At 73.7% G+C, this 23,577-nt stretch carries 24 protein-coding genes; 12 read left to right on the forward strand and 12 right to left on the reverse strand.

Annotated elements, in window-relative coordinates; translation table 11 throughout:
- Positions 1-51: 51 nt before the first annotated feature.
- From ACYF6T_RS12955 to zapE, 8 genes are all read right to left on the reverse strand, one after another.
- Positions 52-1,569, reverse strand: a complete 1,518-nt coding sequence (locus ACYF6T_RS12955) for an FAD-dependent oxidoreductase (RefSeq protein WP_461696081.1) — start codon at positions 1,567-1,569, stop codon at positions 52-54.
- Between the two features lie 29 nt (positions 1,570-1,598).
- The gene (locus tag ACYF6T_RS12960; protein ID WP_461696083.1) at positions 1,599-2,450 is read right to left on the reverse strand and encodes a PPK2 family polyphosphate kinase; all 852 of its coding nucleotides are present in this window, start codon (positions 2,448-2,450) and stop codon (positions 1,599-1,601) included.
- A gap of 29 nt (positions 2,451-2,479) precedes the next feature.
- Positions 2,480-3,031: a YbhB/YbcL family Raf kinase inhibitor-like protein gene (locus tag ACYF6T_RS12965; protein ID WP_461696084.1), complete on the reverse strand. Its 552-nt coding sequence runs from the start codon at positions 3,029-3,031 to the stop codon at positions 2,480-2,482.
- A gap of 10 nt (positions 3,032-3,041) precedes the next feature.
- The gene (locus tag ACYF6T_RS12970) at positions 3,042-3,881 is read right to left on the reverse strand and encodes a slipin family protein (RefSeq protein ID WP_461696086.1); all 840 of its coding nucleotides are present in this window, start codon (positions 3,879-3,881) and stop codon (positions 3,042-3,044) included.
- A gap of 132 nt (positions 3,882-4,013) precedes the next feature.
- On the reverse strand, positions 4,014-5,483 hold the full coding sequence (locus ACYF6T_RS12975) for a SulP family inorganic anion transporter (RefSeq protein WP_461696088.1): 1,470 nt from the start codon (positions 5,481-5,483) through the stop codon (positions 4,014-4,016).
- A gap of 8 nt (positions 5,484-5,491) precedes the next feature.
- On the reverse strand, positions 5,492-6,070 hold the full coding sequence (locus tag ACYF6T_RS12980) for a carbonic anhydrase (protein ID WP_461696090.1): 579 nt from the start codon (positions 6,068-6,070) through the stop codon (positions 5,492-5,494).
- A gap of 88 nt (positions 6,071-6,158) precedes the next feature.
- Complete coding sequence (locus ACYF6T_RS12985; RefSeq protein ID WP_461696091.1) at positions 6,159-6,548, reverse strand: hypothetical protein; 390 nt, start codon at positions 6,546-6,548, stop codon at positions 6,159-6,161.
- Between the two features lie 154 nt (positions 6,549-6,702).
- Positions 6,703-7,809 (reverse strand): cell division protein ZapE, encoded by a 1,107-nt coding sequence (zapE, locus tag ACYF6T_RS12990; protein WP_461696093.1) that lies wholly within the window; start codon positions 7,807-7,809, stop codon positions 6,703-6,705.
- A 37-nt stretch (positions 7,810-7,846) separates the two neighbouring features.
- Between zapE and ACYF6T_RS12995 the strand changes: the two genes are divergently transcribed.
- The 4 genes from ACYF6T_RS12995 to msrB all read left to right on the forward strand — a co-directional run bounded on the left by ACYF6T_RS12995 (position 7,847) and on the right by msrB (position 11,154).
- Entirely contained in the window at positions 7,847-8,662 is an 816-nt protein-coding gene (locus ACYF6T_RS12995; RefSeq protein WP_461696094.1) for a pyrimidine reductase family protein, read from the forward strand.
- A 131-nt stretch (positions 8,663-8,793) separates the two neighbouring features.
- The gene (locus tag ACYF6T_RS13000) at positions 8,794-9,267 is read left to right on the forward strand and encodes an indole-3-glycerol phosphate synthase (RefSeq protein ID WP_461696096.1); all 474 of its coding nucleotides are present in this window, start codon (positions 8,794-8,796) and stop codon (positions 9,265-9,267) included.
- A 77-nt stretch (positions 9,268-9,344) separates the two neighbouring features.
- The gene (gene murC / locus ACYF6T_RS13005; protein WP_461696097.1) at positions 9,345-10,733 is read left to right on the forward strand and encodes a UDP-N-acetylmuramate--L-alanine ligase; all 1,389 of its coding nucleotides are present in this window, start codon (positions 9,345-9,347) and stop codon (positions 10,731-10,733) included.
- 13 nt (positions 10,734-10,746) lie between these two features.
- Positions 10,747-11,154: a peptide-methionine (R)-S-oxide reductase MsrB gene (gene msrB / locus ACYF6T_RS13010; RefSeq protein ID WP_461696099.1), complete on the forward strand. Its 408-nt coding sequence runs from the start codon at positions 10,747-10,749 to the stop codon at positions 11,152-11,154.
- Positions 11,155-11,160: 6 nt separating this feature from the next.
- On the opposite strand, the gene ACYF6T_RS13015 is transcribed toward msrB, so the two are convergent.
- A complete protein-coding gene (locus ACYF6T_RS13015; RefSeq protein WP_461696100.1) occupies positions 11,161-12,117 on the reverse strand; it encodes an AraC-like ligand-binding domain-containing protein in 957 nt (318 codons plus the stop codon).
- Positions 12,118-12,399: 282 nt separating this feature from the next.
- Between ACYF6T_RS13015 and ACYF6T_RS13020 the strand changes: the two genes are divergently transcribed.
- From ACYF6T_RS13020 to ACYF6T_RS13040, 5 genes are read left to right on the forward strand one after another with little or no spacing between them, the layout of a single operon-like run.
- Positions 12,400-13,725: an ATP-binding protein gene (locus tag ACYF6T_RS13020; RefSeq protein ID WP_461696101.1), complete on the forward strand. Its 1,326-nt coding sequence runs from the start codon at positions 12,400-12,402 to the stop codon at positions 13,723-13,725.
- Positions 13,722-14,135 carry a roadblock/LC7 domain-containing protein gene (locus ACYF6T_RS13025; RefSeq protein WP_461696102.1) on the forward strand — a complete coding sequence of 138 codons (414 nt, stop codon included), beginning with the start codon at positions 13,722-13,724 and terminating at the stop codon, positions 14,133-14,135. The genes ACYF6T_RS13020 and ACYF6T_RS13025 overlap by 4 nt, the downstream gene beginning before the upstream one ends.
- A complete protein-coding gene (locus tag ACYF6T_RS13030; protein WP_461696103.1) occupies positions 14,132-14,491 on the forward strand; it encodes a DUF742 domain-containing protein in 360 nt (119 codons plus the stop codon). The genes ACYF6T_RS13025 and ACYF6T_RS13030 overlap by 4 nt, the downstream gene beginning before the upstream one ends.
- Positions 14,469-15,083: a GTP-binding protein gene (locus ACYF6T_RS13035; protein WP_461696104.1), complete on the forward strand. Its 615-nt coding sequence runs from the start codon at positions 14,469-14,471 to the stop codon at positions 15,081-15,083. The genes ACYF6T_RS13030 and ACYF6T_RS13035 overlap by 23 nt, the downstream gene beginning before the upstream one ends.
- The gene (locus tag ACYF6T_RS13040; RefSeq protein WP_461696105.1) at positions 15,080-16,429 is read left to right on the forward strand and encodes a cytochrome P450; all 1,350 of its coding nucleotides are present in this window, start codon (positions 15,080-15,082) and stop codon (positions 16,427-16,429) included. Before ACYF6T_RS13035 ends, ACYF6T_RS13040 begins: the two co-directional genes overlap by 4 nt.
- Here ACYF6T_RS13040 and ACYF6T_RS13045 read toward each other — a convergent pair whose 3' ends face one another.
- Together ACYF6T_RS13045 and ACYF6T_RS13050 are read right to left on the reverse strand one after the other, a co-directional pair.
- Positions 16,430-17,674: a cytochrome P450 family protein gene (locus tag ACYF6T_RS13045; protein ID WP_461696106.1), complete on the reverse strand. Its 1,245-nt coding sequence runs from the start codon at positions 17,672-17,674 to the stop codon at positions 16,430-16,432.
- A gap of 149 nt (positions 17,675-17,823) precedes the next feature.
- On the reverse strand, positions 17,824-18,885 hold the full coding sequence (locus ACYF6T_RS13050; RefSeq protein ID WP_461696107.1) for a lysylphosphatidylglycerol synthase transmembrane domain-containing protein: 1,062 nt from the start codon (positions 18,883-18,885) through the stop codon (positions 17,824-17,826).
- Between the two features lie 219 nt (positions 18,886-19,104).
- Here ACYF6T_RS13050 and ACYF6T_RS13055 point away from each other — a divergent pair, with 219 nt between their 5' ends.
- On the forward strand, positions 19,105-20,589 hold the full coding sequence (locus tag ACYF6T_RS13055) for a glycoside hydrolase family 3 N-terminal domain-containing protein (protein ID WP_461696108.1): 1,485 nt from the start codon (positions 19,105-19,107) through the stop codon (positions 20,587-20,589).
- Positions 20,590-20,706: 117 nt separating this feature from the next.
- A complete protein-coding gene (locus tag ACYF6T_RS13060; protein WP_461696109.1) occupies positions 20,707-21,726 on the forward strand; it encodes an N-acetylglucosamine kinase in 1,020 nt (339 codons plus the stop codon).
- Between the two features lie 26 nt (positions 21,727-21,752).
- On the opposite strand, the gene ACYF6T_RS13065 is transcribed toward ACYF6T_RS13060, so the two are convergent.
- A complete protein-coding gene (locus tag ACYF6T_RS13065) occupies positions 21,753-22,637 on the reverse strand; it encodes a MurR/RpiR family transcriptional regulator (protein WP_461696110.1) in 885 nt (294 codons plus the stop codon).
- A gap of 173 nt (positions 22,638-22,810) precedes the next feature.
- Here ACYF6T_RS13065 and ACYF6T_RS13070 point away from each other — a divergent pair, with 173 nt between their 5' ends.
- Positions 22,811-23,575, forward strand: a complete 765-nt coding sequence (locus ACYF6T_RS13070) for a sugar isomerase domain-containing protein (RefSeq protein WP_461696112.1) — start codon at positions 22,811-22,813, stop codon at positions 23,573-23,575.
- Positions 23,576-23,577 lie beyond the last annotated feature (2 nt).

Here is a 23,577-nt window from a genome sequence, read left to right on the forward strand (position 1 = left end):
CGGTCAGCGGGTCCCGTGTCCGCTCGCCGTGTCACCCGCCCGGAGGGACGGTCAGATGTCCCGCCGCTCCAGCGGCCGGGTCGCCGGGCCCTCGATGACCTTGCCGTCCGTGTCGAAGCGGGAGCCGTGGCAGGGGCACTCCCAGGCGCGCTCGGCCGAGTTGAAGGCGACGAGACAGCCGAGGTGGGTGCAGCGGGCGGAGACGGCGTGCAGGGCGCCGTCGTCGTCGCGGTAGACCGCGAGGCGCCCGCCGTCCGCCCGGACCACGGCCCCCTCGCCGGGCGGCAGGGCGTCCACCGGCGGCACCGGCTTGAGCCGGTCGCCGACGAAGTGCCGGGCCACCTCGGCCTGCGTCTTCAGGAACGACGGTGCCTCCCGTACGGCGGTCCGCAGCCGGCGCGGGTCGTACAGGCCGCTCCACGCGCACGGCTCGCCCGTGATCTGCGCCTTGAGCAGGCTGCCGGCCATGATGCCGCCGCTCAGGCCCCAGCCGCCGAAGCCGGTGGCGACGTAGGTGTGCCGGGCGCCCGGGTGCAGCGGGCCGACCATGGCCACCGTGTCGGTGGGGTCGATGTCCTGCGTGGCCCAGGAGTGGGTGAGGGCGGCGTCCGGGAAGTGCTCGGCGGCCCAGGAGGACAGCCGGTCGAAGCGGGCGCGGGTGTCGCCCGTGCCGGGCGTGAAGTGCTCGCCGGTGACCACCAGCAGCCGCTGCCCGTCGCCGTGCGGTGCCGTGCGCACCGAGCGGGTGCCCTCGTCCGGCGTGATGTACATGCCGTCGGGGTCGAAGTCGGCGGCGAGGGTCCCGGCGACCACCAGCTCCCGGCGCGGGGAGAGCCGGGTGAAGAGCAGGGCGCGGTCGAAGATTGGGTAGTGCGTGGCGACCACGACGTCCCGCGCGGTCACCGTCGCCCCCGTCCCCGTCGACAGCCGGCACGGTTCGCCCTCGTCCAGGCCGTGCACCGTGGTCTGCTCGTACACCCGGCCGCCGTGCGCGAGGAGGTCGTCGGTCAGGGCGCGCAGGTACTTCAGCGGGTGGAACTGCGCCTGCCCGGTCACCTTCACCGCGCCCGCGATCGGGAACGGCAGCCCGGTCTCCGTGGTGAACGAGGCCGGCAGCCCCGCCTCCCGGGCGGCCCGCGCCTCGGCCCGGACCTCGTCCACGCGGCCGGCGTCGCAGACGTAGGTGTAGGCGCTGCGCTCCTCCCACTCGCACGCGATCCCCAGCTCGTCCACGATCGCCGCGGCGCGCTCGATCGCCGCGCTCTGCGAACGGGCGTACAGCCGCGCGCCCTCGGCGCCCCGGGTGCGGCGCAGCCGGTCGTAGATCAGGGTGTGCAGCGCGGTGAGCTTGGCGGTGGTGTGCCCGGTGACGCCCGCCGCGACCCGGTCCGCCTCCAGCACGGCGACGCTCCGGCCGGCCCGCGCCAGCTCCCACGCCGTGCTCAGCCCGGCCATGCCGGCGCCGATCACGGCCACGTCGACGCGGATGTCCTCGGCGAGGGGCGGATGGGGGGCGCCGGGCGCGGTCTGAAGCCAGTAGGATCCGCTGACCTGCTGATTCTCGCTCATGCGGCGCCGGGTACCCCGCGACGGCGGGTTCAGTGGCCGAGCAGCCGTTCCCGGCACCGGGCCACATCGAAGTCCGGCTTCGGATACTGCGGATCCAGCGCCCGCAGATGCTCCAGCAGCAGCCGGCAGACCGCCCAGTTCCGGTACCACTTGTGGTCGGCGGGGACCACGTACCAGGGGGCGTGCGGGGTGGAGCAGCGGGTCAGGGCGGTTTCGTAGGCCCGCCGGTACACGGGCCACAGCACCCGGTCGTCGATGTCGACCGGGTCGAACTTCCAGTGCTTGTCGGGGCGGTCGAGGCGTTTGAGGAGCCGGCGGCGCTGCTCGTCGCGGGAGAGGTGCAGGAAGCACTTGACGACGGTCACCCGGTCGTCGGCGAGGTCCTGCTCGAAGCGGTTGATCGCGTCGTAGCGGCGCTCGATCTCCTCGGGCGGGGCGAGACCGCGGACGAGCGGGACGAGGACGTCCTCGTAGTGGGAGCGGTCGAAGATGCCGAGTTCGCCGGGCCGGGGCAGTTCCCTGCGCACGCGCCAGAGGAAGTCGTGCTCGCGCTCCTCGGCGGTCGGCGCCCCGAACGCCTTGATGCGGCAGCCGTACGGGTTGAACAGGCCGATCACGTGCTTGACGGTGCCGCCCTTGCCGCTGGTGTCCATGCCCTGCAGGACCAGCAGGAGCCGGCGCCGGTCGCCGGCGGTGCTCGCCGCCCACAGGCGTTCCTGGAGATCGTTCAGCGGCTTGCCCATGCGGGCCAGCGCGGCCCGTCCGGCGGACTTGCCCTTCGGTCCGCCGGGGGTGGAGCCCGGGTCGTACGCGGCGAGGTCGACGGGTGCGCCGCCCGGTACCCGCAGCAGCTTGCGGAGGTGAGGCTGGTGGTCGCCCATGACCGACGGAGTACCCGCTGCGCCGGACCTCAGCGGCCGTAGCGGCCCGTGAGCGTGCCGACGGCCAGGGTGTGGCCGGTCAGCGCGCGCCGGACGTCGTCGGCCGAGGCGTCGGCGGCCGGGCCGGGGGAGCGGTCGGCGGCGTAGACCGAGAAGACGTAGCGGTGGGGCGTTCCCCTGGGCGGACAGGGGCCGCCGTACGCCCGCTTCCCGAAGCCGTTGCTGCCCTGGGTCGCGCCCCGCGGCACCTCGCCGGCCGCCCAGTGCGTGTCGCGCGGGCCGATGCCCCACACCAGCCAGTGCACGAAGGTGCCGTGCGGGGCGTCCCGATCCTCGACCAGGACGACCAGCTGGGCCGCGCCGTGCGGTACGCCGGTCACGTCCAGCGGGGGCGAGACGTTCGCGCCGTCGCAGGTGTGGCGGCGGGGGATGGTGCCGCCGTCGGCGAAGGCGGCACTCGACACGGTCAGCCGCCGCGCGGCGCTGGGCGCGGGCACGGACGAGTCGCCGCCGTCGTCCCCGCACCCCGTGACGAGCCCCAGAGCCGCCGCCACGGCGACGGCCACCAGCCTGAGCCGCATGCCCGGCACGCTAGTCGCGCGCCGGGGGCCCCGCCACCTGCGGGTGCTGTTCCTGTCCGTGCGGGTGGCGTTCCGGCACCTGCGGATGCTGTTCCTGCGCCCGTTCCAGGAAGCGCAGCAGTTCCACCGGGAAGGGCAGGACCAGCGTCGAGTTCTTCTCGGCGGCCACCGCCACCACCGTCTGCAGCAGCCGCAGTTGCAGCGCGGCCGGCTGCTCGGACATCTCCTTCGCCGCCTCGGCGAGCTTCTTGGATGCCTGCAGCTCGGCGTCGGCGTTGATGATGCGGGCCCGCCGCTCGCGGTCGGCCTCGGCCTGGCGGGCCATGGAGCGCTTCATCGTGTCCGGCAGCGACACGTCCTTGATCTCCACGCGGTCGATCTGCACGCCCCAGCCGACGGCCGGGCTGTCGATCATCAGCTCCAGGCCCTGGTTGAGCTTCTCCCGGTTGGACAGCAGGTCGTCGAGCTCGCTCTTGCCGATGATCGAACGCAGCGACGTCTGCGCCATCTGCGAGACCGCGAACTTGTAGTCCTCGACGTTGATCAGCGCCGCCGCCGCGTCGACGACCTTGAAGTAGACGACGGCGTCGACCCGTACCGTCACGTTGTCCCGGGTGATGCCCTCCTGGGCCGGGATGGGCAGCGTGACGATCTGCAGGTTGACCTTGCTGAGCCGGTCCACGAACGGGACGATCATCGTCAGGCCGGGCGGGCGGACCTCCCCGGCGACCCGGCCGAGCCGGAAGACCACCCCGCGCTCGTACTGCTTGACGACCCGCGCCGCCGCCGCGAGGTAGACGAGACCGGCGGAACCCACCGCCACGGCCGCCGTCAACAGCTCCTGGAGCATGGCGACCTCCTCCGTGAGAGGTCAGGTATGTCTGCTGCTGCCAACGATATGCCCGGCCCGCGGCCCGGGGCCACGCCCGGCCCCGGCCCGCGGGCCCACGCCCGTCAGGGCACTCCCGTCAGACCACGCCCGTCAGGCCGCGGTCGTCACCCGCACCGGCTCGGTGCCCACCGCGCTGTGCCGCTCGGCCCAGTTCTCCAGCGCCGTACGGCAGGCGTGGTCCAGGTGGTGCAGTCCGGACAGGTCCAGCTCGACCGGCCGGTCCTGGGGCAGCGCCTCCAGGCTGTCGAGGATCTTCGGCAGCCTGAGGAAGGTCGCGTTGCCCGTCAGGTGGACCTGGACGGGGCCGGCGCCCTTGTCGACGATCTCCGTCCTGAGGTGCGAGGCCTCCCAGGCGGTCTTCACCACGGACAGGGCCAGACCGATGAGCACGCCCTCGAACATGTTCACCGCGACGATCGACACGGCCGTGACCACGAGGATCAGCGCCTCGCCCCGGTGGCCGCGCCACAGCGCCGCGAGCTGGCGGAACGGGATCAGCTTCCAGCCGGCGTGCACCAGGATGCCGGCCAGGGCGGGGATCGGGACCAGCGCCAGGGCGGACGGCAGCGCGGCGGCGAACAGCAGCAGCCACGCGCCGTGCAGCACCCGGGAGGCCTTGGTCCTCGCGCCCGCGTTGACGTTGGCGGAGCTGCGCACGATCACCGCGGTCATCGGCAGCGCGCCGAGCAGACCGCACACCGTGTTGCCGACGCCCTGGGCGACCATCTCCTTGTCGTACTGGGTGCGCGGGCCGTCGTGCAGCCGGTCCACGGCCGCCGCGCTGAACAGGCTCTCGGCAGAGGCGATCAGCGCGAACGCGACGATCGTGCCCCAGATGGCCGGGCTCGCCAGCTCACCGAAGGCGTCGGTGCCCGGCACCTGGACGACACCGAACAGGCCCTCGACCTCGACGGTGGCGACCGGCAGGCCGAAGACGAGCGTGGCGAGCGTGGCCAGGACCACCGCGGCGAGCGCGCCCGGCACGGACCGCACCGCCTTCGGCAGCCGTGTCCACAGCACGATCACGGCGATGGTGCCCGCGCCGACCGCGAGCGAGGCGAGCGCCTCGGTGCTGCCGATCGCGTCGGCGAACGCGCCGGGCAGGCCCGCGATCTTGCCGAGGCCGGTCTCCGGCGCCTTCAGGCCCGCCGCGGCGTAGATCTGCCCGGCGATGATGACCAGGCCGATGCCGCAGAGCATGCCCTCGACGACGGAGACGGATATCGCCCGGAACCACCGGCCTATCTTGAAGAAGCCCATGGCGAGCTGGAGCAGGCCGGCGATCAGCACGATCACGCCGAGGGCGCCGACCCCGAACTCGCTGACCGCCTCGAAGACCAGCACGGTCAGACCGGCGGCCGGTCCCGAGACCTGCAGGCTGCTGCCCGGCAGGAACCCGGTGACCAGACCGCCGACGATGCCGGTGACCAGGCCCAGTTCGGCGGGGACGCCGGAGGCGACGGCCACGCCGACGCACAGGGGCACGGCGACCAGGAAGACGACTATGGAGGCGAGGAAGTCCTGCCGCAGGTGAGGGTACTTGGAGGTCACGGTCGTCATCGCGGCGCTCACAGGGCCTTGAAGACGTCGGCGGCCGGGTCGTGCGCCAGGACGGCGCCGGTGTGGACCTCGTAGAACCAGGCGTGCAGGGTCAGTTGTTCGTCCTTCAGCTTCTTCTCGATGTACGGGTAGGAGCGCAGCCGCAGCAGCTGCGTCAGGACGTGGCTCTGCACGCCCTCGGAGACGGCCGGGTCCTCGGCGGCCCCGGCCGGGCGCGGGGTGGCGTGGTTGAGCCAGTCCCGCACGGCCGGGACGGCGTCCAGGTCGTCGCCGCGGACCAGGGCGCCGACGGCGCCGCAGTGCGAGTGTCCGCACACGACGATGTCGCGGACGCCGAGCACCTCCACGGCGTACTCGATGGTGCAGGCCTCGCTGGTGGGGTGCTCGGAGGCGTACGGCGGGACGATGTTGCCCGCGGTGCGCAGCTCGAACAGCTCGCCCGGGCGGGCGCCGGTGATCAGGGCCGGGACGACCCTGGAGTCGGAGCAGGTGATGAACAGCACCTGCGGGGACTGGCCTTCGGCGAGTTTGGCGAACTCCTCAGGGCGCTGTCCGAACGTACGGGCGTTGTCGATGAGGGGCTGCATGATGTGGTGACTCCTCCTGGCGCGCTGTGGGGGCGCGTCGGTGTGGGCAGGACAGGGTGGGGGAACTGCGCTGTTCTGCTCGGCTCTCTCAGCAGCGGAAGACCTGAAGTGCCGCCGGAGAGTGGGATGTCGAGGGTCTCGACAGACGAAGGGCGCGGAGCGCGACCGGTGCGTGGACGGACGGGTCCCCGGCGAGCGGCTGGCGCTCGGGCTCCTCGGGCGTGCATCCGGAGGTCACGTGACGGTCGCGGGTGCGCAGGGGACCGGTGGGGTCCCCGGGGTGGCCGCAGCCACGGTGGGTGACGGACTCGTCGCGCAGCGCTGTGCCGGAGGGTGTGGTTCCGGGCACGGCCTTGGCCACGGCGTGACGGGTCGTGTGCGCGGCTGCGAAGGATCCGCTCGGTGCGAAGAACTGGAGGGCGAGCAGGGCGGCGGCGAGGAAGGCCAGGGCCGTCCGCACGGCCGTACCTCGGAACATGCGCCCCCCTCCGCGTGCTTCGTGTCTCTAGCATCGACCAAGTGATGGTCAACGACTGGTCAAGACATACGGTAACCCTGGTCGGCCGTTTGCAGGGTTAACTCCACGTTTCCAGCAGAAGAGGGCCTGAAATGCGCGGGTGGGGTGGCCGGATCTAGGCGGCCTCGGCCAGTGCGCGGCCGTCTCGGGCCAGGGCGGTGAGGCGGGAGATCGCACGGAAGTACTTCTTGCGGTAGCCGCCGTTCAGCATCTCCTCGCTGAACAGCCGGTCGAAGGGCAGCCCCGAGGCCACGACCGGCACCTCGCGGTCGTAGAGCCGGTCGGCGAGCACGACGAGCCGCAGGGCCGTCGCCTGGTCGGGGACGGGCCGGACGTCGGTGAGGCAGACCGCCCGCAGGCCGTCGGTGAGCGCGCCGTACCGGCTGGGGTGGACCCTGGCGAGGTGGGCGAGCAGGCCGGGGAAGTCGTCCAGCGAGGCGCCCTCGGTGGCGTACGCCGTCCTCGTCACCCGCTCGTCGGTGTAGGGCGCCGGGGCCTCGGGCAGGCCGCGGTGGCGGTAGTCCTCGCCGTCGATGCGCAGGGTGCGGAAGTGGGCGGACAGGCCCTGGATCTCGCGCAGGAAGTCGGCCGCCGCGAACCGGCCCTCGCCGAGCTTGCCGGGCAGCGTGTTGGAGGTGGCGGCGAGCGCGACACCGGCCTCGACGAGCTTGCCGAGCAGCGTCGACACCAGGACGGTGTCGCCCGGGTCGTCGAGCTCGAACTCGTCGATGCACAGCAGGCGGTGGCCGGAGAGCGTCTGGACGGTCTGCTGGAAGCCGAGGGCGCCGACCAGGTTGGTCAGCTCGACGAAGGTGCCGAACGCCTTCAGGGCGGGCTCGGCGGGGGTGGCGTGCCACAGGGAGGCGAGCAGGTGGGTCTTGCCGACGCCGTACCCGCCGTCGAGGTAGACACCGCGCGGTCCGGCGGGGGCCTTGGGCGTCTTCGCCCTGCCGAAGCCGAACAGGCCGCGCCTGCCGCCGCCGACGGCGTGCGCCCCGCCCAGGCCGGCCGCGAAGTCCTCCAGGACCCGCACGGCCTCGGTCTGGCTGGGCTGGTTCGGGTCCGGGAGGTACGTGCCGAAGCGCACGGAGTCGAAGCGGGGCGGCGGCACCATCTCGGCCACCAGCCGGTCCGCGGGGACATGCGGCTCGCGCGCGCACAGCGAGAGCGGAGCCGCGTCGGCTATCGGGCGGAGACCGGGTGCGGAAGGGGAGGACGACACGGTTACCCATGCTAAAGGTCGTGGAACACTGCACGACATGCGACGCCTGTTCCCTGTGACCGACGAGACAGTGACGACAGCACCCCGGACGACGGCAGCGCAGGGGGGCGCGGACGCCGACCGCGAGTGGAGCCTGGAGGAGCTCGCCGCCGCCTACGCCTACCCCGAGCCCGTCGCGGGCGGCACGCGCGTGCCCTGGCTGCGGGCCAACATGGTCTCCACGCTGGACGGCGCCGCCCAGCACGACGGGCGGTCGCAGCCCATCTCCTGCGCGGCCGACATGCGCATCTTCGGCACGCTGCGCGGGCTCGCGGACGTGGTGGTGGTCGGGGCGGAAACGGTACGCCTGGAGGGGTACCGGCCGGCTCGCGCGCGGGCGGAGTTCGCGGCGCTGCGGGAGGCGGCCGGGCAGACGCCGGCGCCGGCCGTCGCGGTCGTCAGCGCCAGCCTGGACCTGGACTTCTCGCTGCCGCTGTTCACCTCGCCCCTGGTGCCCACCCTGATCCTCACCGGCGCCGCCGCGGCCCCCGACCGGGTCGCCGCCGCGGAGAAGGCGGGCGCCCGGGTGGTCGTCGCCGGGGACGGTGTCGGCGTGGAGCCCGCCCGCGCCGTACAGGCCCTGGCCGGGCTCGGTCACACGCGGCTGCTGACCGAGGGCGGCCCGCGGCTGCTGGGTCAGCTGGTGGCCGCGGGGGTGCTCGACGAGCTGTGCCTCACGGTGGCGCCGATGCTCACCGCGGGCGACGCGCAGCGCATCGCGGGCGGGCCGTCTGTAGCGGTTCCGCAACGGTTCGCACTGGTGTCCCTGCTGGCCGAGGAGGGCTTCCTCTTCAGCCGCTACCAGCGCACTTGACGTCGGTTCAGTGGTGGCGACGGTCCCGAAATCGACGGAATCTACCGTTCCGCTTGGCTTGTGGCGGGCACACTGAATCTCGCAGTCCCCGTGAGAGCGCGGGGCAGGATGGTTTCCGCAGAAGGGGCGCCGTGTTCACAAGCGTACTGATGATCGAGAAGGCCCTGACATCCGCCGACGTGGAGTTCGTCACCAGCCTGCACGGTGAAGAGGCGGTCTCCTTCCACGTCCTGCTCCAGCCGCGCGGCGACCAGGCGGACCGCCTGCTGCGGGCCATCGACGACGTGGCCCTCGGCGAGCTCGACGAGGCGGCGCGGGAGCGGGACGTGCCCGAGGGGGAGGAGGCCCGGCCCTTCGGGGAGCGGGCGCTGGAGGTCTCCCTCCAGGCGCTGCGGGCCGGCGGGAGCGAGGCGGAGGGCAGACTCATCGAGGACCATCCGCTGGACGCGCTCAAGGCGCTGGTGGACGAGGTCGGGGCGGACGAGGTGATCGTGCTGACCGACCCGCACTACGTGGAGGAGTTCTTCCACCGGGACTGGGCCTCCCGGGCCCGGCACAAGGTCGGGGTGCCGGTGCTGAAGCTGTTCTCGCACAGCAAGGCGTGATGCGTTCGCCCGGCGCCGCAGGCAATAGGCTGGGCCGCTGAACGCCCGCCGTACCACCACGCACAGGGAGACACCACATGGCACCCGGCCTTCCCCCCGCCATGGACCGACCGCACTTCATCGGCATCGGCGGGGCCGGGATGTCGGGGATCGCGAAGATCCTCGCGCAGCGCGGGGCCAAGGTGGCGGGGAGCGACGCGAAGGACTCCGCCACCGCCGAGGCGCTGCGGGCGCTGGGGGCGACCGTGCACATCGGGCACGCGGCGGAGCACCTGGCCGCCGACGCCAGCTGCGTCGTCGTCTCCTCCGCCATCCGCCCGGACAACCCCGAGCTGGCCCGCGCCGCCGAGCTCGGCATCCCCGTCGTGCACCGCTCCGACGCGCTGGCCGCGCTGATGGACGGCCTGCGCCCGATCGCGGTCGCGGGCACGCACGGCAAGACCACCACGACCTCGATGCTCGCCGTCTCCCTGGGCGAGCTGGGCCTGAAGCCGTCGTACGCGATCGGCGGCGACCTGGACGCGCCCGGATCCAACGCGCTGCACGGCGAGGGCGACATCTTCGTCGCCGAGGCGGACGAATCGGACCGCAGCTTCCACAAGTACGCGCCCGAGGTCGCCATCGTCCTCAACGTCGAACTCGACCACCACGCCAACTACGCCTCGATGGACGAGATCTACGAGTCCTTCGAGACGTTCGCGGGCCGCATCGTGCCCGGCGGCACGCTGGTGATCTCCGCCGACCACGAGGGAGCGCGCGAGCTGACCCGGCGGGTAGCGGGCGTGCGGGTGGTGACGTACGGAGAGGCCGAGGACGCCGACGTGCGGGTGCTGTCCGTCGTACCGCAGGGCCTGAAGAGCGAGGTCACCGTCCTGTTCGACGGCCGGGAGCTGACCTTCACGGTGTCCGTGCCCGGCCGCCACTACGCCCTCAACGCGGTCGCCGCGCTCACCGCGGGCGCCGCCCTCGGCGTCCCCGCCGCGCAACTGGCCCCCGCCCTGGCCGCGTACACCGGCGTCAAGCGCCGCCTCCAGCTCAAGGGCGAGGCGGCCGGCGTCCAGGTCGTCGACTCCTACGCGCACCACCCGACGGAGATGACGGCCGACCTGGAGGCGATGCGCGCGGCGGCGGGCGCGGGCCGGCGCCTCCTGGTGGTCTTCCAGCCCCACCTGTTCTCCCGCACCCAGGAACTCGGCAAGGAGATGGGCGAGGCCCTGAACCTGGCCGACGCCTCGGTCGTCCTCGACATCTACCCGGCCCGCGAGGACCCGGTCCCCGGCGTCACCAGCGAGCTGATCATCGAGGCGGCGCGGGCCACGGGCGCGGACGTCACCGCCGTGCACGACAAGGACGAGGTGCCCGCGGTGGTGGCGGGAATGGCGAAGCCCGGTGATCTCGTTCTCACCATGGGCGCGGGCGATGTCACCGACCTCGGCCCGCGCATTCTGGACCGTCTTTCGCAGTGAGGGGCTGAGGATCGTGTCGTACGACGTCGAAAAGCCGGACGAGCAGTGGCGTGCGGAGCTGACCCCGGCCGAGTACGCGGTGCTGCGCCAGGCCGGCACGGAGCCCGCCTTCACCGGCGAGTACACCGACACCAAGACCAAGGGCGTCTACTCCTGCCGCGCCTGCGGCGCCGAACTGTTCACCTCCGACACGAAGTTCGAGTCCCACTGCGGATGGCCGTCCTTCTACGACCCCAAGGACACCGACGCGGTGGAACTGCTGGAGGACCGCTCGCACGGGATGGTGCGCACCGAGGTGCGGTGCGCGCGGTGCGGCTCGCACCTCGGGCACGTCTTCGCGGGCGAGGGCTATCCGACGCCCACGGACCAGCGGTACTGCATCAACAGCATCTCGCTGCGGCTGACGCCGGACGAGGGCTGAGCGGGGTCAGCGCGGGCGCCGGCGCATCTCCCGGGGGCTGACCCCGAAGCGCCGGCGGAAGGCCGTGCTCAGCGCGCTGGGCGAGGAGAAGCCCGAGGCGTGGGCCAGTTCCGTGATCGTCATGTGCTCGCACTCGGCGCACCGCAGGCGGTCACGGAACAGGCGTAACCGCTCCTCGCGGATCAGGTCGCGCGGGGTGGTGCCCGCGCGTTGCAGGGCCACCTGGATCTGCCGCAGCGACCAGCCCAGGGCGCGGGCCACCGAAGTGCCGGTCAGACCGGGGTCGCCGGCGTGGTCGCGCACGTAGCGGCGGACCATCGTCTCGACCTCGGTGAGATGGCCGGGGGCGTCGGGGCGGTCGTCCTCGCAGACGAGCATGCACAGCAGCTCGGTCATGCGGTCCGTGGCGGCGTCGAACTGCGCGTCCGTCAGCGCCTGGCGCTCCTGGTACAGGCCGGTCAGCATGCAGCTCACCACCCGGCCCAGCCCCCTGGTCAGGTCCAGCGCGGTGGCCAGCGGCGACTTCCGGTTCAGCGGACCGTCGATCGCCCGGGCGGGGATGGTGAGGATGAACGCCTGCGTGGACGCCTCCTGAAGGCACTCGAAGGGGTCCGCGAAGGAGACCAGGGTGCCCGCTCCCGGTGTCAGCCTGACCACCTGGTCGCCCTGGCGCACCACGATCCCGCCGGTGACCGGCAGCAGCAGGCGGTAGTCGTCGTCGGGGTCCTGGCGCACCTGACGGGCCGTACGGCTGTACGCGATCTCGTCCGACACGAACCTGACGAGCTGGTAGGTGTCGGTGCGCTGGCGGACGGTCTCGCCGCGGAAGTCGTCGGGCCGCGCGTATCTGTACTCCATGCGGGACTGGTACGAGGCGATGTGCTCGCTCCAGAAGTCGGCCCGCTCGCGCGGGTCCACTTCGCCTGTGGTCTGCGATTCCACGATGTAACTTCCCGTGGGCACCGGGACTCCTCCGCTGCGACGGGCCTCGACGGCAGGTGAGCGCGGCCGGACAGCACGGTGTGCCCCGGCGGTTACTCGCGGTCAGATTAGGGCAGCAAGCGGTGTCCACGAGGGCCTGGGCGACCGTTTGGCATATGCCAAAGGTAAGTGGGGCTCCCCGCGGTGCGCACGGCGGCGGGCGTGCGTCTGACGGCAACTTCTCTGCGCATGGGGACAAGTGCGGATCCGGAGGCGTCGCTACCGTCAAGCGCCCGTCAACTCGTGCCCGCCGCAGAGGACTTCATGACCGATTGGACAACGGAGGCCGTGCTCTGGTGCCTGGCCGTGGGCCTGGGCGCCGTCACCGTGCTGCTCGTGCGGCAGCGCGGCATCACCGCCCGGCAGCGCGGCCGCGCCGCGGAGCTGGCCGAGGACCTGCGGGCACGCGAGGCGGAGCTGCGCCATCTGCTCACCGTCCGGCTCCCGGCCGTGGAGGACGGCGCCGGCGGGCCGGACGCGCGGACCGGTCTGCTCGACGACCGGCTCGCCGGCACGGACTTCGCCGACTGCCTCGACGACGTCCTGGAGCGGTTCGCCGGGGCCGTGGCGCACGCGCAGGCGCGCGCCGACCAGTCCGCCAAGGCGGCCCTGAAGGCGTCGATGCGCTCCATCCAGGCCCTGGCCAACGAGCAGCAGGTGACCATCGCGGAGATGCAGGACCGGCACGACCACCCCGACGTGCTGCGCGACCTGCTCGAAGTCGACCACACCAACGCCCAGTTCGGCCGCCGCGCGCAGGCCATCGCCGTGCTCTGCGGTTCCTGGCCGGGCCGCCAGCGCGCCACCTCGGCGCTCGTCGAGGTCGTCCGTGGGGCCACCTCCCGCATCCGCGACTACCGGCGCGTGCGCGTCCACGGGGACGTCGACATCGCCGTCGGCAGCCGGGCCGTGGAGCCGGTGGTGCTCGCCGTCGCCGAACTGCTCGACAACGCGGCCCGCCACTCCCAGCCCCACACCACCGTCGAGGTCACCGTCCGCACGGTGCACAACGGCGCCTGCGTCGTCATCGACGACGCCGGGGTCGGCATGGACGGCCAGACGGCCCGGCACGCCGCCGAACTGCTCTCCGGCACCCGCACGGTGGACGTCACCCGGCTCGGCGACCCGCCCCGCTTCGGGTTCGCCGTCGTCGGCGTGCTCGCCGAGCGCTACGGCTTCAGCGTCTCCGTCGACACGATCTCGCCCTACGGCGGTGTACGCGCCGTCGTCCTCCTGCCGTCCGGCCTCCTCACCCACCTGCCGAGCCCCCGCTCCGAGACACCGGCGGCGGCACCGGGCCAGGGGACCGCGCCCACCCGGCCGACGGAGCCGGAGCCCGCGCACCCCGCCGAGCCCGCGCCCGAAGCCGGCCCGCATGAGGTGGACGTCACGTCCGGTGCGCTGCCCCGGCGCCGGCGGCGTGTGCCGCGGGAGGCGGCCAGGGAGGCCGCGGGGCTGCCGGACGTCGAGGTCGGCGGGCGTTCGGCCGAGGAGAACGCACGGCGCATGGGCGCCTTCGCGCGCGGCACCCGCGCCGGCCGCGCCGCCCAGTACGTCCCCCACGAAGACGAAGGGAACAGCCACGAATGACCGGGCCCACCACCAACGAGTCGGGCTGGATGCTGGACGAGGTGCTGAAGGTGCCTCGGGCGCGGCACGCGATCCTGCTCTCCGCCGACGGCATGCTCCGCGCGCACTCCAAGGACATCGACCGCGACGACGCCGAACGCCTGGCCGCCGGCCTGTCCGGCGTCCAGTCGATCAGCCGGAGCACGGCCGAGTTCTGCGGCACCGCGCGCACTCCGTGGCGGCAGACCCTGATCGAGTTCGCGGACGGCTACGTCTTCCTGGTCGCCGCCGGCGAGGGCGCCTACCTCGCCGTCTCCACCGGCCCCGACGTGGACATGGAAGCCGTCACCTACCGGATGCACAAACTCGTGGACCGGCTCGGCAAGGAGCTGACCAGCCCCGCCCGGCAGGACGCCGGCAGCCCGGCATGACTCCCCGGCGGCGCCCCGCGGACCGGCTGGTGCGCTCCTACGTCGTCACCGACGGCCGCGCGCACCCCAGCCGCAACACCCTGGACCTGGTCACGCTGCTGATCGCGGCCGACGACCTGCCGCTGACCGGGCTCAACCCGGAAAAGCGCCGGGTCATGGAGCTGTGCCGGCCCGGCGCGCTGTCGCTCGCCGAGGTGGCCGGCCACCTCGCCCTCCCGGTCAGCGTCGCCAAGGTCCTCGTCGCCGACCTCATGGACAGCGGCCACATCGTCACCCGCGCGCCGATCCCCGCCGCCCGGCCGACCGACACCCACATCCTCCAGGAGGTGCTCGATGGGCTCCGCGCCCGCCTGTGAACCCGACGCCGGTGACATCCATCTCCGCCCCGGCGTGCACACCGCGGTCAAACTGCTGGTCGTGGGTCATTTCGCGGTCGGCAAGACCACGTTCGTCGGCACCCTCTCCGAGATCCGGCCGCTGCGCACCGAGGAGGTCATGACCGAGGCCGGCGCCCTCGTCGACGACCTGGCCGGCCTGACGGACAAGACGACCACCACCGTCGCCCTCGACTTCGGCCGGCTCACCCTCAACGACCGTCTCGTGCTGTACCTGTTCGGCACCCCCGGCCAGCAGCGCTTCACCCAGCTGTGGCAGGACATGACCCGCGGCGCGCTCGGCGCGCTGGTCCTCGCCGACACGCGGCGCCTCGCCCAGTCCTTCGAGGTGATGGGGGTGCTGGAGGAGCTCGGACTGCCGTACGCGGTCGCCCTCAACCAGTTCGACGACGCCCCCGCGCACGGGCTCGACGAGGTCCGTGACGCCCTCGACCTGCTGCCCGACACCCCCCTCGTCCGCTGCGACGCCCGCGACCGGGTCTCCGCCACCCGGGCGCTCGTCGCCCTCGTCGAGTACCTGCTGACCCGCACCGCCCACCTGGAGCCCGCGTGACCTCCGTACCCCCCGTGCCACCGCCCGGCTGCCCGGCCCACGAGCCGCTGTACGGCCCGGAGTTCGCCGCCGACCCGGCCGCCGCCTACCGGCGGCTGCGCCAGGCCGGCCCCATCGCGCCGGTCGAACTGGCGCCGGGCGTGCGGGCCTCGCTCGTGGTCGGGTACGAGGCCGCCCTGCACGTGCTGCGCGGCACCGAGACCTTCTCCAAGGACCCCCGCCGCTGGCGGGACCTGGCCGACGGGACCGTGCCCGCGGACAGCCCCGTGGTGCCGATGATGATGTACCGGCCGAACGCGCTGTGGACCGACGGCGAGGAGCACCGCCGGCTGCGCGGTGCCATCACGGACAGCCTGGCCCGGGTGGACCCGGCCACGCTGCGCGGGTACGTCGAGACCAGCGCCGACACGCTCATCGACCGCGTCGCCCCGGCCGGCCGGGCCGACCTGCTCGGCGAGTACGCCCAGGTGCTGCCGCTGCTGGTGTTCAACCGCCTCTTCGGCTGCCCGGCCGACTACGGCGAGCGGCTCGTCGAGGGCATGTCCGGGATCTTCGACGGCGTGGACGCCGAGAAGGCGAACGAACTTCTCGCCACGACCCTGCTGGACCTCGTCGCACTGAAGCGCGCGGAGCCCGGGCCGGACGTGACGTCCTGGCTGATGGCGCATCCCGCCCGGCTCACCGACGAGGAGATGGTGCACACCCTCGTCCTGCTCATGGGCGCGGGCACCGAGCCGCAGCAGAACCTGATCGCCAACAGCCTGCGGCTGCTGCTGGCCGACGACCGGTTCGGGGGCCGGCTGTCCGGCGGCAGCCTGCCGGTGGAGGACGCCCTGGACGAAGTGCTGTGGACCGATCCGCCGATGGCCAACTACGCCGTGCACTATCCCGTGCACGACGTCGTGTACGAGGGCGTGCGCCTGCGCGAGGGCCGTCCGCTGGTGGTCTCGCTCGCCGCCGCCAACACCGACCCCTCCCTGGCCGGGGAGCAGCGCACCGGCAACCGCGCCCACCTGGCGTGGAGCGCGGGCCCGCACAACTGCCCGGCGCAGGGCCCGGCCCGGCTGATCGCCGCCGTCGCGGTGGAGAAGCTGCTGGACCGCCTGCCCGACGTCGAACTCGCCGTACCCGTCGACGAGCTGGCCTGGCGGCCGGGCCCCTTCCACCGGGCCCTGGCCGCGCTGCCCGTCACGTTCCCGCCGGCCGCCGCGGCCGGACCCGCCGTCGTCCCCGACGCACCGCCGACGCGGCGCGCGCCGGTCGGCGGGCGGACGAACCCTCCGGCCGAACCGGCCGCCGGGCGGGGCTGGGCCGCCCGGCTGCGGGCCTGGTGGCGGGGGGAGTGATCAGGACAGGCGCACCGGCAGCGTGCGGTGGCCGTTGGAGATGAAGGAGTCGACCGGCTCCAACTCCTCACCGGGGACGGCCGGTCGCAGCCCGGGGAAGCGGTCGAAGAGCGCCGGCAGCGCGATACGGGCCTCCAGCCGGCCCAGCGGGGCGCCCAGGCAGAAGTGCACCCCGTGACCGAAGGCGAGGTGTTCCTTGTCGGCGCGCGTGACGTCGAAGACGGCGGCGCTCTCGCCGTACTTGTCCGGGTGCCGCCCGGCGGCGGCGTACGCGGCGAGGATCGCCTCGCCCTTGCGGATCACCACGTCCCCGGGCCCGCCGAACTCGCTCATCGCCAGGTCCTCCACGGCGTACCGCAGCGGCAGGCTGGCCACCGGCGCCTCCACGCGCAGCGCCTCCTCGATCACGTCGTCCCAGGAGACCTCGCCCGCGCGGACCAGGGCGAGCTGGTCCGGGTGGGCGAGCAGCAGGTGGATGGCGTTGTCGATGAGGTTGACGGTGGTCTCGTGTCCGGCGCTGACCATCAGCACCAGGGTGTCCAGCAGTTCCTGCTCGCTGAGCCGGCTGCCGTCCTCGTCGTCGCGGGCCGCGATGAGCGCGGACGTCAGGTCGTCGCCCGGGGCGCGGCGCTTGAGCGCGACGAGTTCGCCGAGCGCGGCGTAGAAGCGGGCGTAGATGTCGGTGACCTCCTCCGGGGAGGCGGAGGTGTGGAAGACGCCGTCCACGACGGCGCGCAGTTCGGCGCCCTGCTCCTCGGGCAGGCCGAACAGCTCGCTGATGACCTGGATGGGCAGCGGGTAGCAGAACGCCTCGCGCAGGTCCACGACCGGGCCGCGCCGTCCCGCCTCCTCGACACCGTCCAGCAGGGACTTGGTGATCTCCTCGACGCGGGGCTGGAGCGCCGCGGTGCGGCGGGCGGTGAACGCCTTGGAGACCAGGGCGCGCAGGCGTTTGTGCTCGCCGCCGTAGGCGGTGAACATGTTCTGCACCGCGACCCAGGTGAACAGGGGCCATTCCGGGGAGATCCCGCCGTTGATCCAGCGCGGCCAGTGCCGGCGCGGGTCCTTGGAGACCCGGGGATCGGTGAGCAGGCGTTTGAGCAGGTCGGGCGCGCTGACCGCCCACGCCTCGACGCCGTGCGGGAGCTCGACGAGCGTCACCGCTCCGCGCTCGCGGATCCGGGCGGCCTCGCCGTGGATGTCGCGGCCGGTCGGGTCGATCACTAAGGGGCGGGGGTCTCCCATCGCAGCCTCCCTGGCGCTCGCACATGGATACGAGCCGTAACGCTACGGGGGCGGAGCGTGCCTGACGAGAGGGCATGGCCCCCTGCTGCGCGGAACGGCAACTTCCCTGCGCGTGCCCGCAAGTCGGCCGCCGTCCCGCCTCGTTCGCGCTACAGCACCTTCTTCTGCACGAGCGCCGACAGCACCAGCGCCCCCGGTACCAGCGGCACCCACACCGTCAGGACGCGGTAGCCGATGAGGCTGGCCGCGGCCAGTTCCACCGGGGCCCCGAGGGCGGACAGGGTGAGGACCATCGCCGCGTCGACGGGCCCGATGCCGCCGGGGGCGGGGACGGCGCCGACGGCGGTGCTCGCCGCCAGGAAGGCGAAGGCGACCTGCGCCCAGCCGAGGGTGAGGCCCAGGGAGGCGCCGACGCAGTGGATGACGGTCGCCTGGAGGAGGGGCGCCGCGGCCGCCCCGCCCCACAGGGCGAGCACGCGGGACGGGCGGCGGTGCAGCAGGCGTACGTCGGTCAGCGCGGTGCGGACGGCGTCCAGGAGGGGACGACGCAGCGGGCGTACGGTCGTGATCAGTACGGCGGCGGTGGTCAGGGCGAGCGTCACGGCGCCGGCCACCAGGGCGAGCGTCCGGCCGTCCGGGACGAGGGCGCCGAGGCCCAGCAGGTCCGGGAAGGCCAGCACGAAGGCGAGCAGCACCGCCGTCTTGGCGACCGGCCTGACCAGGGAGTACAGGGCGAGGGAGGCGGTGGCCCGGGCCAGGGGTATGCCGCGGCCCAGCAGGAAGCGCAGGGTGACCGCGTGGGCGCCGAGGCTCGCCGGGAGGACGTGGTTCGCGGCGCCGGCGGCGAACTGGGAGGCGATGAGCAGCCCGGTGGGGAGCCGTTCCGGGAGCGCGCCCTGGCGGACACAGGCCGAGGAGAGCCAGCACAGGCAGGTGAAGAACCCCGCGGCCAGCAGCCACCCGGGGTCGGCGGAGGCGAGCCGTGCGGTGCCGTCGAGGAGCGTTCGCCACCGGGTCGCCGCCCAGACGGTGATCAGCAGGAGGGGGAGCAGGACCAGCAGGCGGCGCAGCGGACGGCCGGGGGAGGGCAGGCGCGGGGACCGGAGGGCGGGTGCGCCGACCGGGGAGGGGAGGGCGGCGGCCAGGGCCGGGGAGGGGGTGACCTCGGCGGGGAGGGTGCCGGAGGCGTTGTCGAGCGGGAGGAGGGACACGGCGCACGTCGTCCTTTCGCGGCCCGTCCGCGCGGGGCGGGCGGATGCGGGGCGAGGCAGGTGGGGACGCCGGAACCGTTCCCGCCGCGCGTGACGGCATGGTGTCCGGAAACCGAAGGGGTGCGGGCGGGAGGGCGACACCGGCTCCGTCCCCTGTCGTGAATCAATCATCCATATAAGGGTTGACTTCTGGCTGAACGAGTCAGAAGAATCGCAGGGGTGACCTACGAGCACGTGTCCGCAGGCTCGGCCCTCTCCTCCGTCTCCTCTGAACTGGACGAGGCCGTTCACCGCTGTCTGGTCGCCGGATTCGAAGGCACCACGAGCTTTCCGGACACCCTCAAGCGGCTCGTCGACCGGGGCCTGGGCGGGGTGATCCTCTTCACCCGCAACGTGCGCGACGCCCAGCAGGTCCGCGAGCTCACCGACGCCCTGCGCGCGATACGCCCCGACCTGCTGGTGGCGATCGACAACGAGGGCGGCGGCATCGGTCACCTGGCCGCCGCGGGCGCCCCCGAGGTCCCCGGCTCCTACGCCCTCGGCGTCGCCGACGACCCGAACCTGACGGCCCGCTGCGCCGACGCGCTCGCCGGCCACCTCGCCACCCTCGGCATCACCGTCTCCTACGCCCCCGTCGCCGACCTCCACCACCCGGGCAACCCCGTCGTGCGCACCCGCTCCTTCGGCGCCGACCCCGTTCTCGCCGCCCGCCACCTGCGTGCCTGGATCACGGCCACCGAGGCCCGGGGCGTGGCCTCCTGCGCCAAGCACTTCCCCGGCCACGGCGGCGCCGGGGCCGACAGCCACCACGCCACGGCCGTGGACCCGCGGCCGTACGACGAACTCCGCGTGGACCTCGAACCCTTCCGCGCGGCCGTCGCCGCCGGCGTGCCGATGCTGATGAGCGCCCCTGTCGTCTTCCCGGCGCTGGACGCCAACCGCCCGGCCACCCTCAGCCGCCGCATCGTGGGCGACCTGCTCCGCCACGACCTCGGCTTCGACGGCGTCCTGGTCGGCGACGCCCTGGAGACGAAGGCCGTCTCCGACCGCTACGGCGAGGCGGCCGGCGCCCGGATCGCCCTGGCCGCCGGGGCGGACCAGGTGATCGTGGCCGTGCCGGACCTGGAGACCACACTGGCCTGCCGGGACGCGGTGTTCGACGCCCTGCACTCCGGGCGGCTGCCGGAGGAGCGGGTGCGGGAGGCGGCCGGCCGGGTGCGGCGGCTCGCGGAGCGGTACGCGCACCCGCCGATCGCCGTCGCCGGCTGGGACGGGGCGGCCGGTCTGGAGGCCGCCCGGCGCGCCGTGCGGGCCCGGCCCGTGCCGGACGCCGTACGCGGCGCCCACGTCGTCGACCTCTTCCCGACCCCGCACCCGGCCCTCAACCGGGGCGGCGAGGACCTGCTCACCGAGGTGCGGGCGCTGGACCCCGCGACCACCGGCACGGCGGTCACCGGCGAGGCATGCGACCCCGCCGGCCTGGTCGACGGCATCCTGCGCGTCGCCGCCGGCACGCCCATGGTGGTCGCCACCTGCGACGCCGGGCTGCACCCCTGGCAGGCGCGGCTGCGGGAGGCGCTGCTGGCCCGGCGTCCGGACGCGGTCCGCGTGGACACGGGGCTGCCGGAGGGCGGCGACCTGTGCTCCTACGGGCGCGGAAAGGTCAACCTGCGCGCCGTCGCCGAGGTGCTGGCGGGAGTCTGAGCGGCGGTCAAAGGGCGCGCAGCGGCGCGGCCTGCGCCTCGATCGCCTCGGGGCCGGTGACGACGTTGCGGTGGTGCCAGGCCGAAGCTGGACTGATACCAACCACCATGGTCGTCGATGGGTAACGATGTGAACCAGGAACCGGGCGGCACCGGCCCCCTCGTCGTCGGCCTCGACGCGGGCGGCACCCGCACGCGCGCCGTCCTCACCGCCGCCGACGACTCACGCCCGCTCGGCGAGGGCGCCGCCGGGCCCGGCAACGCCCTGACCGTGCCCGTGCCCCGCCTCACCGACCACCTCGCCGAGGCCCTCGCCGATGCGGTGCCGGACGCGCTGCGGGCCCGGGTCGCCGCCGTGACCGGCGGTTTCGCGGGCGCCAACGACGCGTCGGAGGACGAGCCGGGACGTCTGAACGCCCTGGCCGCCCTCACCGCGGCACTGCGCCGCCTGGGCATCCCCGCCGAACGGATCGGCGTCTGCAGCGACATCGAGGCCGCCTTCGCCGCCGCCCCCGGCACCCCGGCCGACGGACTCGCCCTGGTGGCCGGCACCGGCGCGGTCGCCGTGCGCATCGCCGGGCGCCGCTGCGTGGCCACCGTGGACGGCGACGGCTGGCTCCTCGGCGACGACGGCAGCGGCTTCTGGATCGGGCGCGGCGCGGTGCGGGCGGCGCTGCACATGGCGGACGGACGTGGGCCCGCGACGGCGCTGGCACGGGCGGTGGGCCGGGAGCTGGGGCTGCCGGCGCCGGCGTACGAGCGCGCGGGCACGCCCGGCTGGACCCGCGCCGAGCGCGAGGCGTACCGCATGCGCCTGCTGCCCGCCGTGATGGCCGAACCGCCCGTCGGCCTGGCCCGCTTCGCGCCGCTGGTGGCCGAGGCGGCCGGGGCGAAGGACGCGGTGGCGCGGCGCATCCTGGCCGAGGCGGCCGATCAACTGGCCGCCACCGTACGGGCGTTGGACCCGCGTCCGGGCGAACGGGTGGTGGCCACCGGCGGTCTGCTCGGCCCCGCCGGCCCCCTGACCGGACCGCTCACCGGCCGGCTGAGCGCCCTCGGCCTCGCCCTCGACTGGGTGCCGGACGGCAGCCGCGGCGCCGCCGCCCTCGCCCGCCTCGCCCTCGGAGCCACCCCGTGACCGGCTCGGCGGGTGTTCCGCTCGCCTCAGCGTGTCCGGCGTGACTTCACCGCGTGCTGCGGGGTGATGTGGTCCGTCAGCGCGAGCGAGGCGCTGGCGCGCTGGTAGGAGAGCTGGCCGACCCGGACGTACAGGCAGTCGACGATCATCAGGACGGAGTGCCGGCCGCCGATGCTGCCGGTGCGGAAGCTGGTCTCCGAGGTGGCCGAGATGAGCCGGATGTCGGCGGCCTTGGCGAGCGGCGAGCGCGGGTCGGTGGTGATGGCGACGGTGGTGGCGCCCCGCTCCCGGGCCATCTCGAACGGTTCGAGCGTCTCGCGCGTCGCCCCCGAGTGGGAGATGCCGACGGCCGCGTCCGCCGGGGTGAGCAGGGCCGCGGAGGTGGCGGCGCCGTGCACCTCGGTCCAGCCGCGCACCTGGCAGCCGATGCGGAACAGCCGCGTCTCCGTCTCCTGCGCCACGGCGCCGCTGCCGCCCACGCCGTAGACGTCGATACGGCGGGCCTTGGCCAGGGACTGGGCGGCGCGTTCGAGCGCGTCGAGGTCGATGCGCTCGATGGTCTGCTGGATGGCGCGCAGGTCCGCGCTGCCGACGACCTGCACCACCCGCTCCAGGGTGTCGTCCGGTGAGATGTCCGGGCCGATCTCGGCGCTGCCCCAGTCGGAGACCTCGCCGCGCCCGCGCTCCTGGGCCAGCTCGATCAGCAGGTGCTGGTAGGAGTCGAGTCCGATGGCCCGGCAGAAACGGGTCACCGTCGCCTGGGAGGTGCCGGTGCGGCGGCCCAGTTCGGCGGCCGAGCAGTGGGTGACGGCGGCCGGGTCCTCCAGGATCAGCTCGCCGACCTTGCGCAGGGAGCCCGCCAGCCGGGGCAACTCGGTGCGGATCAGTGTGGTGACGTCCGTCGGGGGCATGAAGAGAAGGTACCAGCCACCTATCAGGGCATGGATTGAATACCAGGACCATGGAATACCAGGGCAGGCCCCTGGATTACCAGGGTCATTGCCCGCCGTGGAGGCGCCGTGATTTATTGATTCACCTGAGATGACTGTGCAGGGTGATTCAATCCACCAGTGAGGAGTGTCGCGTGTCCGCCGAGTCAGTGAGCGCCGAGGGCTTCGCACGGGCGAGCCTGGCCGTCCTGCGGGACATCACCGAGTCCGCCGGCGACGAGGTCGCGCGCGCCGCCGCGCTGATCGCCGACTGCGTGCGCTCCGACGGCGTGATCCAGGCGTTCGGCACCGGCCACTCCCAGGCCCTCGTCCTCGAACTCGCCGGCCGCGCGGGCGGGCTGGTGCCGACGAACCGGCTGAGCATCGCCGACCTGGTCCTGTACGGCGGGGACGATCCCCGTGCGCTCGACGACCCGCTGCTGGAGCGGCGGGAAGGAGTGGCCGAGCGGATCTACCGGCTCGCGGAGCCGCGACCGCAGGACCTCTTCGTGATCGTCTCCAACTCCGGTGTGAACAACGTTGTCGTCGAGACGGCCCTGCGCGCCAAGGAGGGCGGGCACCGGCTGCTCGCCATCACCTCGCTCGCGCACACGCGGGCCGTGCCGGCCGGGCATCCCAGCGGCAGGAAGCTCGCCGACCTGGCCGACGTGGTGCTCGACAACCGGGCCCCGCGCGGGGACGCGCTGCTCGACCTGCCGGGGGGCGGCGCGGTGTGCGCGCTGTCCACGCTGACGGGGGTGATGCTGGTGCAGATGGTGGTCGCCGAGGCGTCCAGGCTGCTCCTGGAGGCGGGACACCGTCCGCCGGTGTACGTCTCGGCCAACGTGCCCGGGGGCTTCGAGGGCAACCTGGAGCTGGAGAAGCGCTACGCCGGCCGGCTCCGGCGTACGGCGAGCTGACC

The sequence above is a fragment of the Streptomyces sp. 7R007 genome (assembly GCF_054850255.1).

What these genes read in the sequence shown, in the direction of transcription:
- ACYF6T_RS12965 (WP_461696084.1), bottom strand. Translation starts at nt 3,031, where the DNA reads ATGCGGCTCAGGCTGGTGGCCGTCGCCGTGGCGGCGGCTCTGGGGCTC.
- ACYF6T_RS13025 (WP_461696102.1), top strand. Translation starts at nt 13,722, where the DNA reads ATGACCGGGCCCACCACCAACGAGTCGGGCTGGATGCTGGACGAGGTG.
- ACYF6T_RS13020 (WP_461696101.1), top strand. Translation starts at nt 12,400, where the DNA reads ATGACCGATTGGACAACGGAGGCCGTGCTCTGGTGCCTGGCCGTGGGC.
- ACYF6T_RS12970 (WP_461696086.1), bottom strand. Translation starts at nt 3,881, where the DNA reads ATGCTCCAGGAGCTGTTGACGGCGGCCGTGGCGGTGGGTTCCGCCGGT.
- ACYF6T_RS13060 (WP_461696109.1), top strand. Translation starts at nt 20,707, where the DNA reads ATGGGTAACGATGTGAACCAGGAACCGGGCGGCACCGGCCCCCTCGTC.
- ACYF6T_RS12980 (WP_461696090.1), bottom strand. Translation starts at nt 6,070, where the DNA reads ATGCAGCCCCTCATCGACAACGCCCGTACGTTCGGACAGCGCCCTGAG.
- ACYF6T_RS13035 (WP_461696104.1), top strand. Translation starts at nt 14,469, where the DNA reads ATGGGCTCCGCGCCCGCCTGTGAACCCGACGCCGGTGACATCCATCTC.
- ACYF6T_RS12985 (WP_461696091.1), bottom strand. Translation starts at nt 6,548, where the DNA reads ATGTTCCGAGGTACGGCCGTGCGGACGGCCCTGGCCTTCCTCGCCGCC.
- ACYF6T_RS12955 (WP_461696081.1), bottom strand. Translation starts at nt 1,569, where the DNA reads ATGAGCGAGAATCAGCAGGTCAGCGGATCCTACTGGCTTCAGACCGCG.
- ACYF6T_RS13045 (WP_461696106.1), bottom strand. Translation starts at nt 17,674, where the DNA reads ATGGGAGACCCCCGCCCCTTAGTGATCGACCCGACCGGCCGCGACATC.
- ACYF6T_RS13030 (WP_461696103.1), top strand. Translation starts at nt 14,132, where the DNA reads ATGACTCCCCGGCGGCGCCCCGCGGACCGGCTGGTGCGCTCCTACGTC.
- ACYF6T_RS12975 (WP_461696088.1), bottom strand. Translation starts at nt 5,483, where the DNA reads ATGACGACCGTGACCTCCAAGTACCCTCACCTGCGGCAGGACTTCCTC.
- murC (WP_461696097.1), top strand. Translation starts at nt 9,345, where the DNA reads ATGGCACCCGGCCTTCCCCCCGCCATGGACCGACCGCACTTCATCGGC.
- ACYF6T_RS12995 (WP_461696094.1), top strand. Translation starts at nt 7,847, where the DNA reads ATGCGACGCCTGTTCCCTGTGACCGACGAGACAGTGACGACAGCACCC.
- ACYF6T_RS12960 (WP_461696083.1), bottom strand. Translation starts at nt 2,450, where the DNA reads ATGGGCGACCACCAGCCTCACCTCCGCAAGCTGCTGCGGGTACCGGGC.
- ACYF6T_RS13065 (WP_461696110.1), bottom strand. Translation starts at nt 22,637, where the DNA reads ATGCCCCCGACGGACGTCACCACACTGATCCGCACCGAGTTGCCCCGG.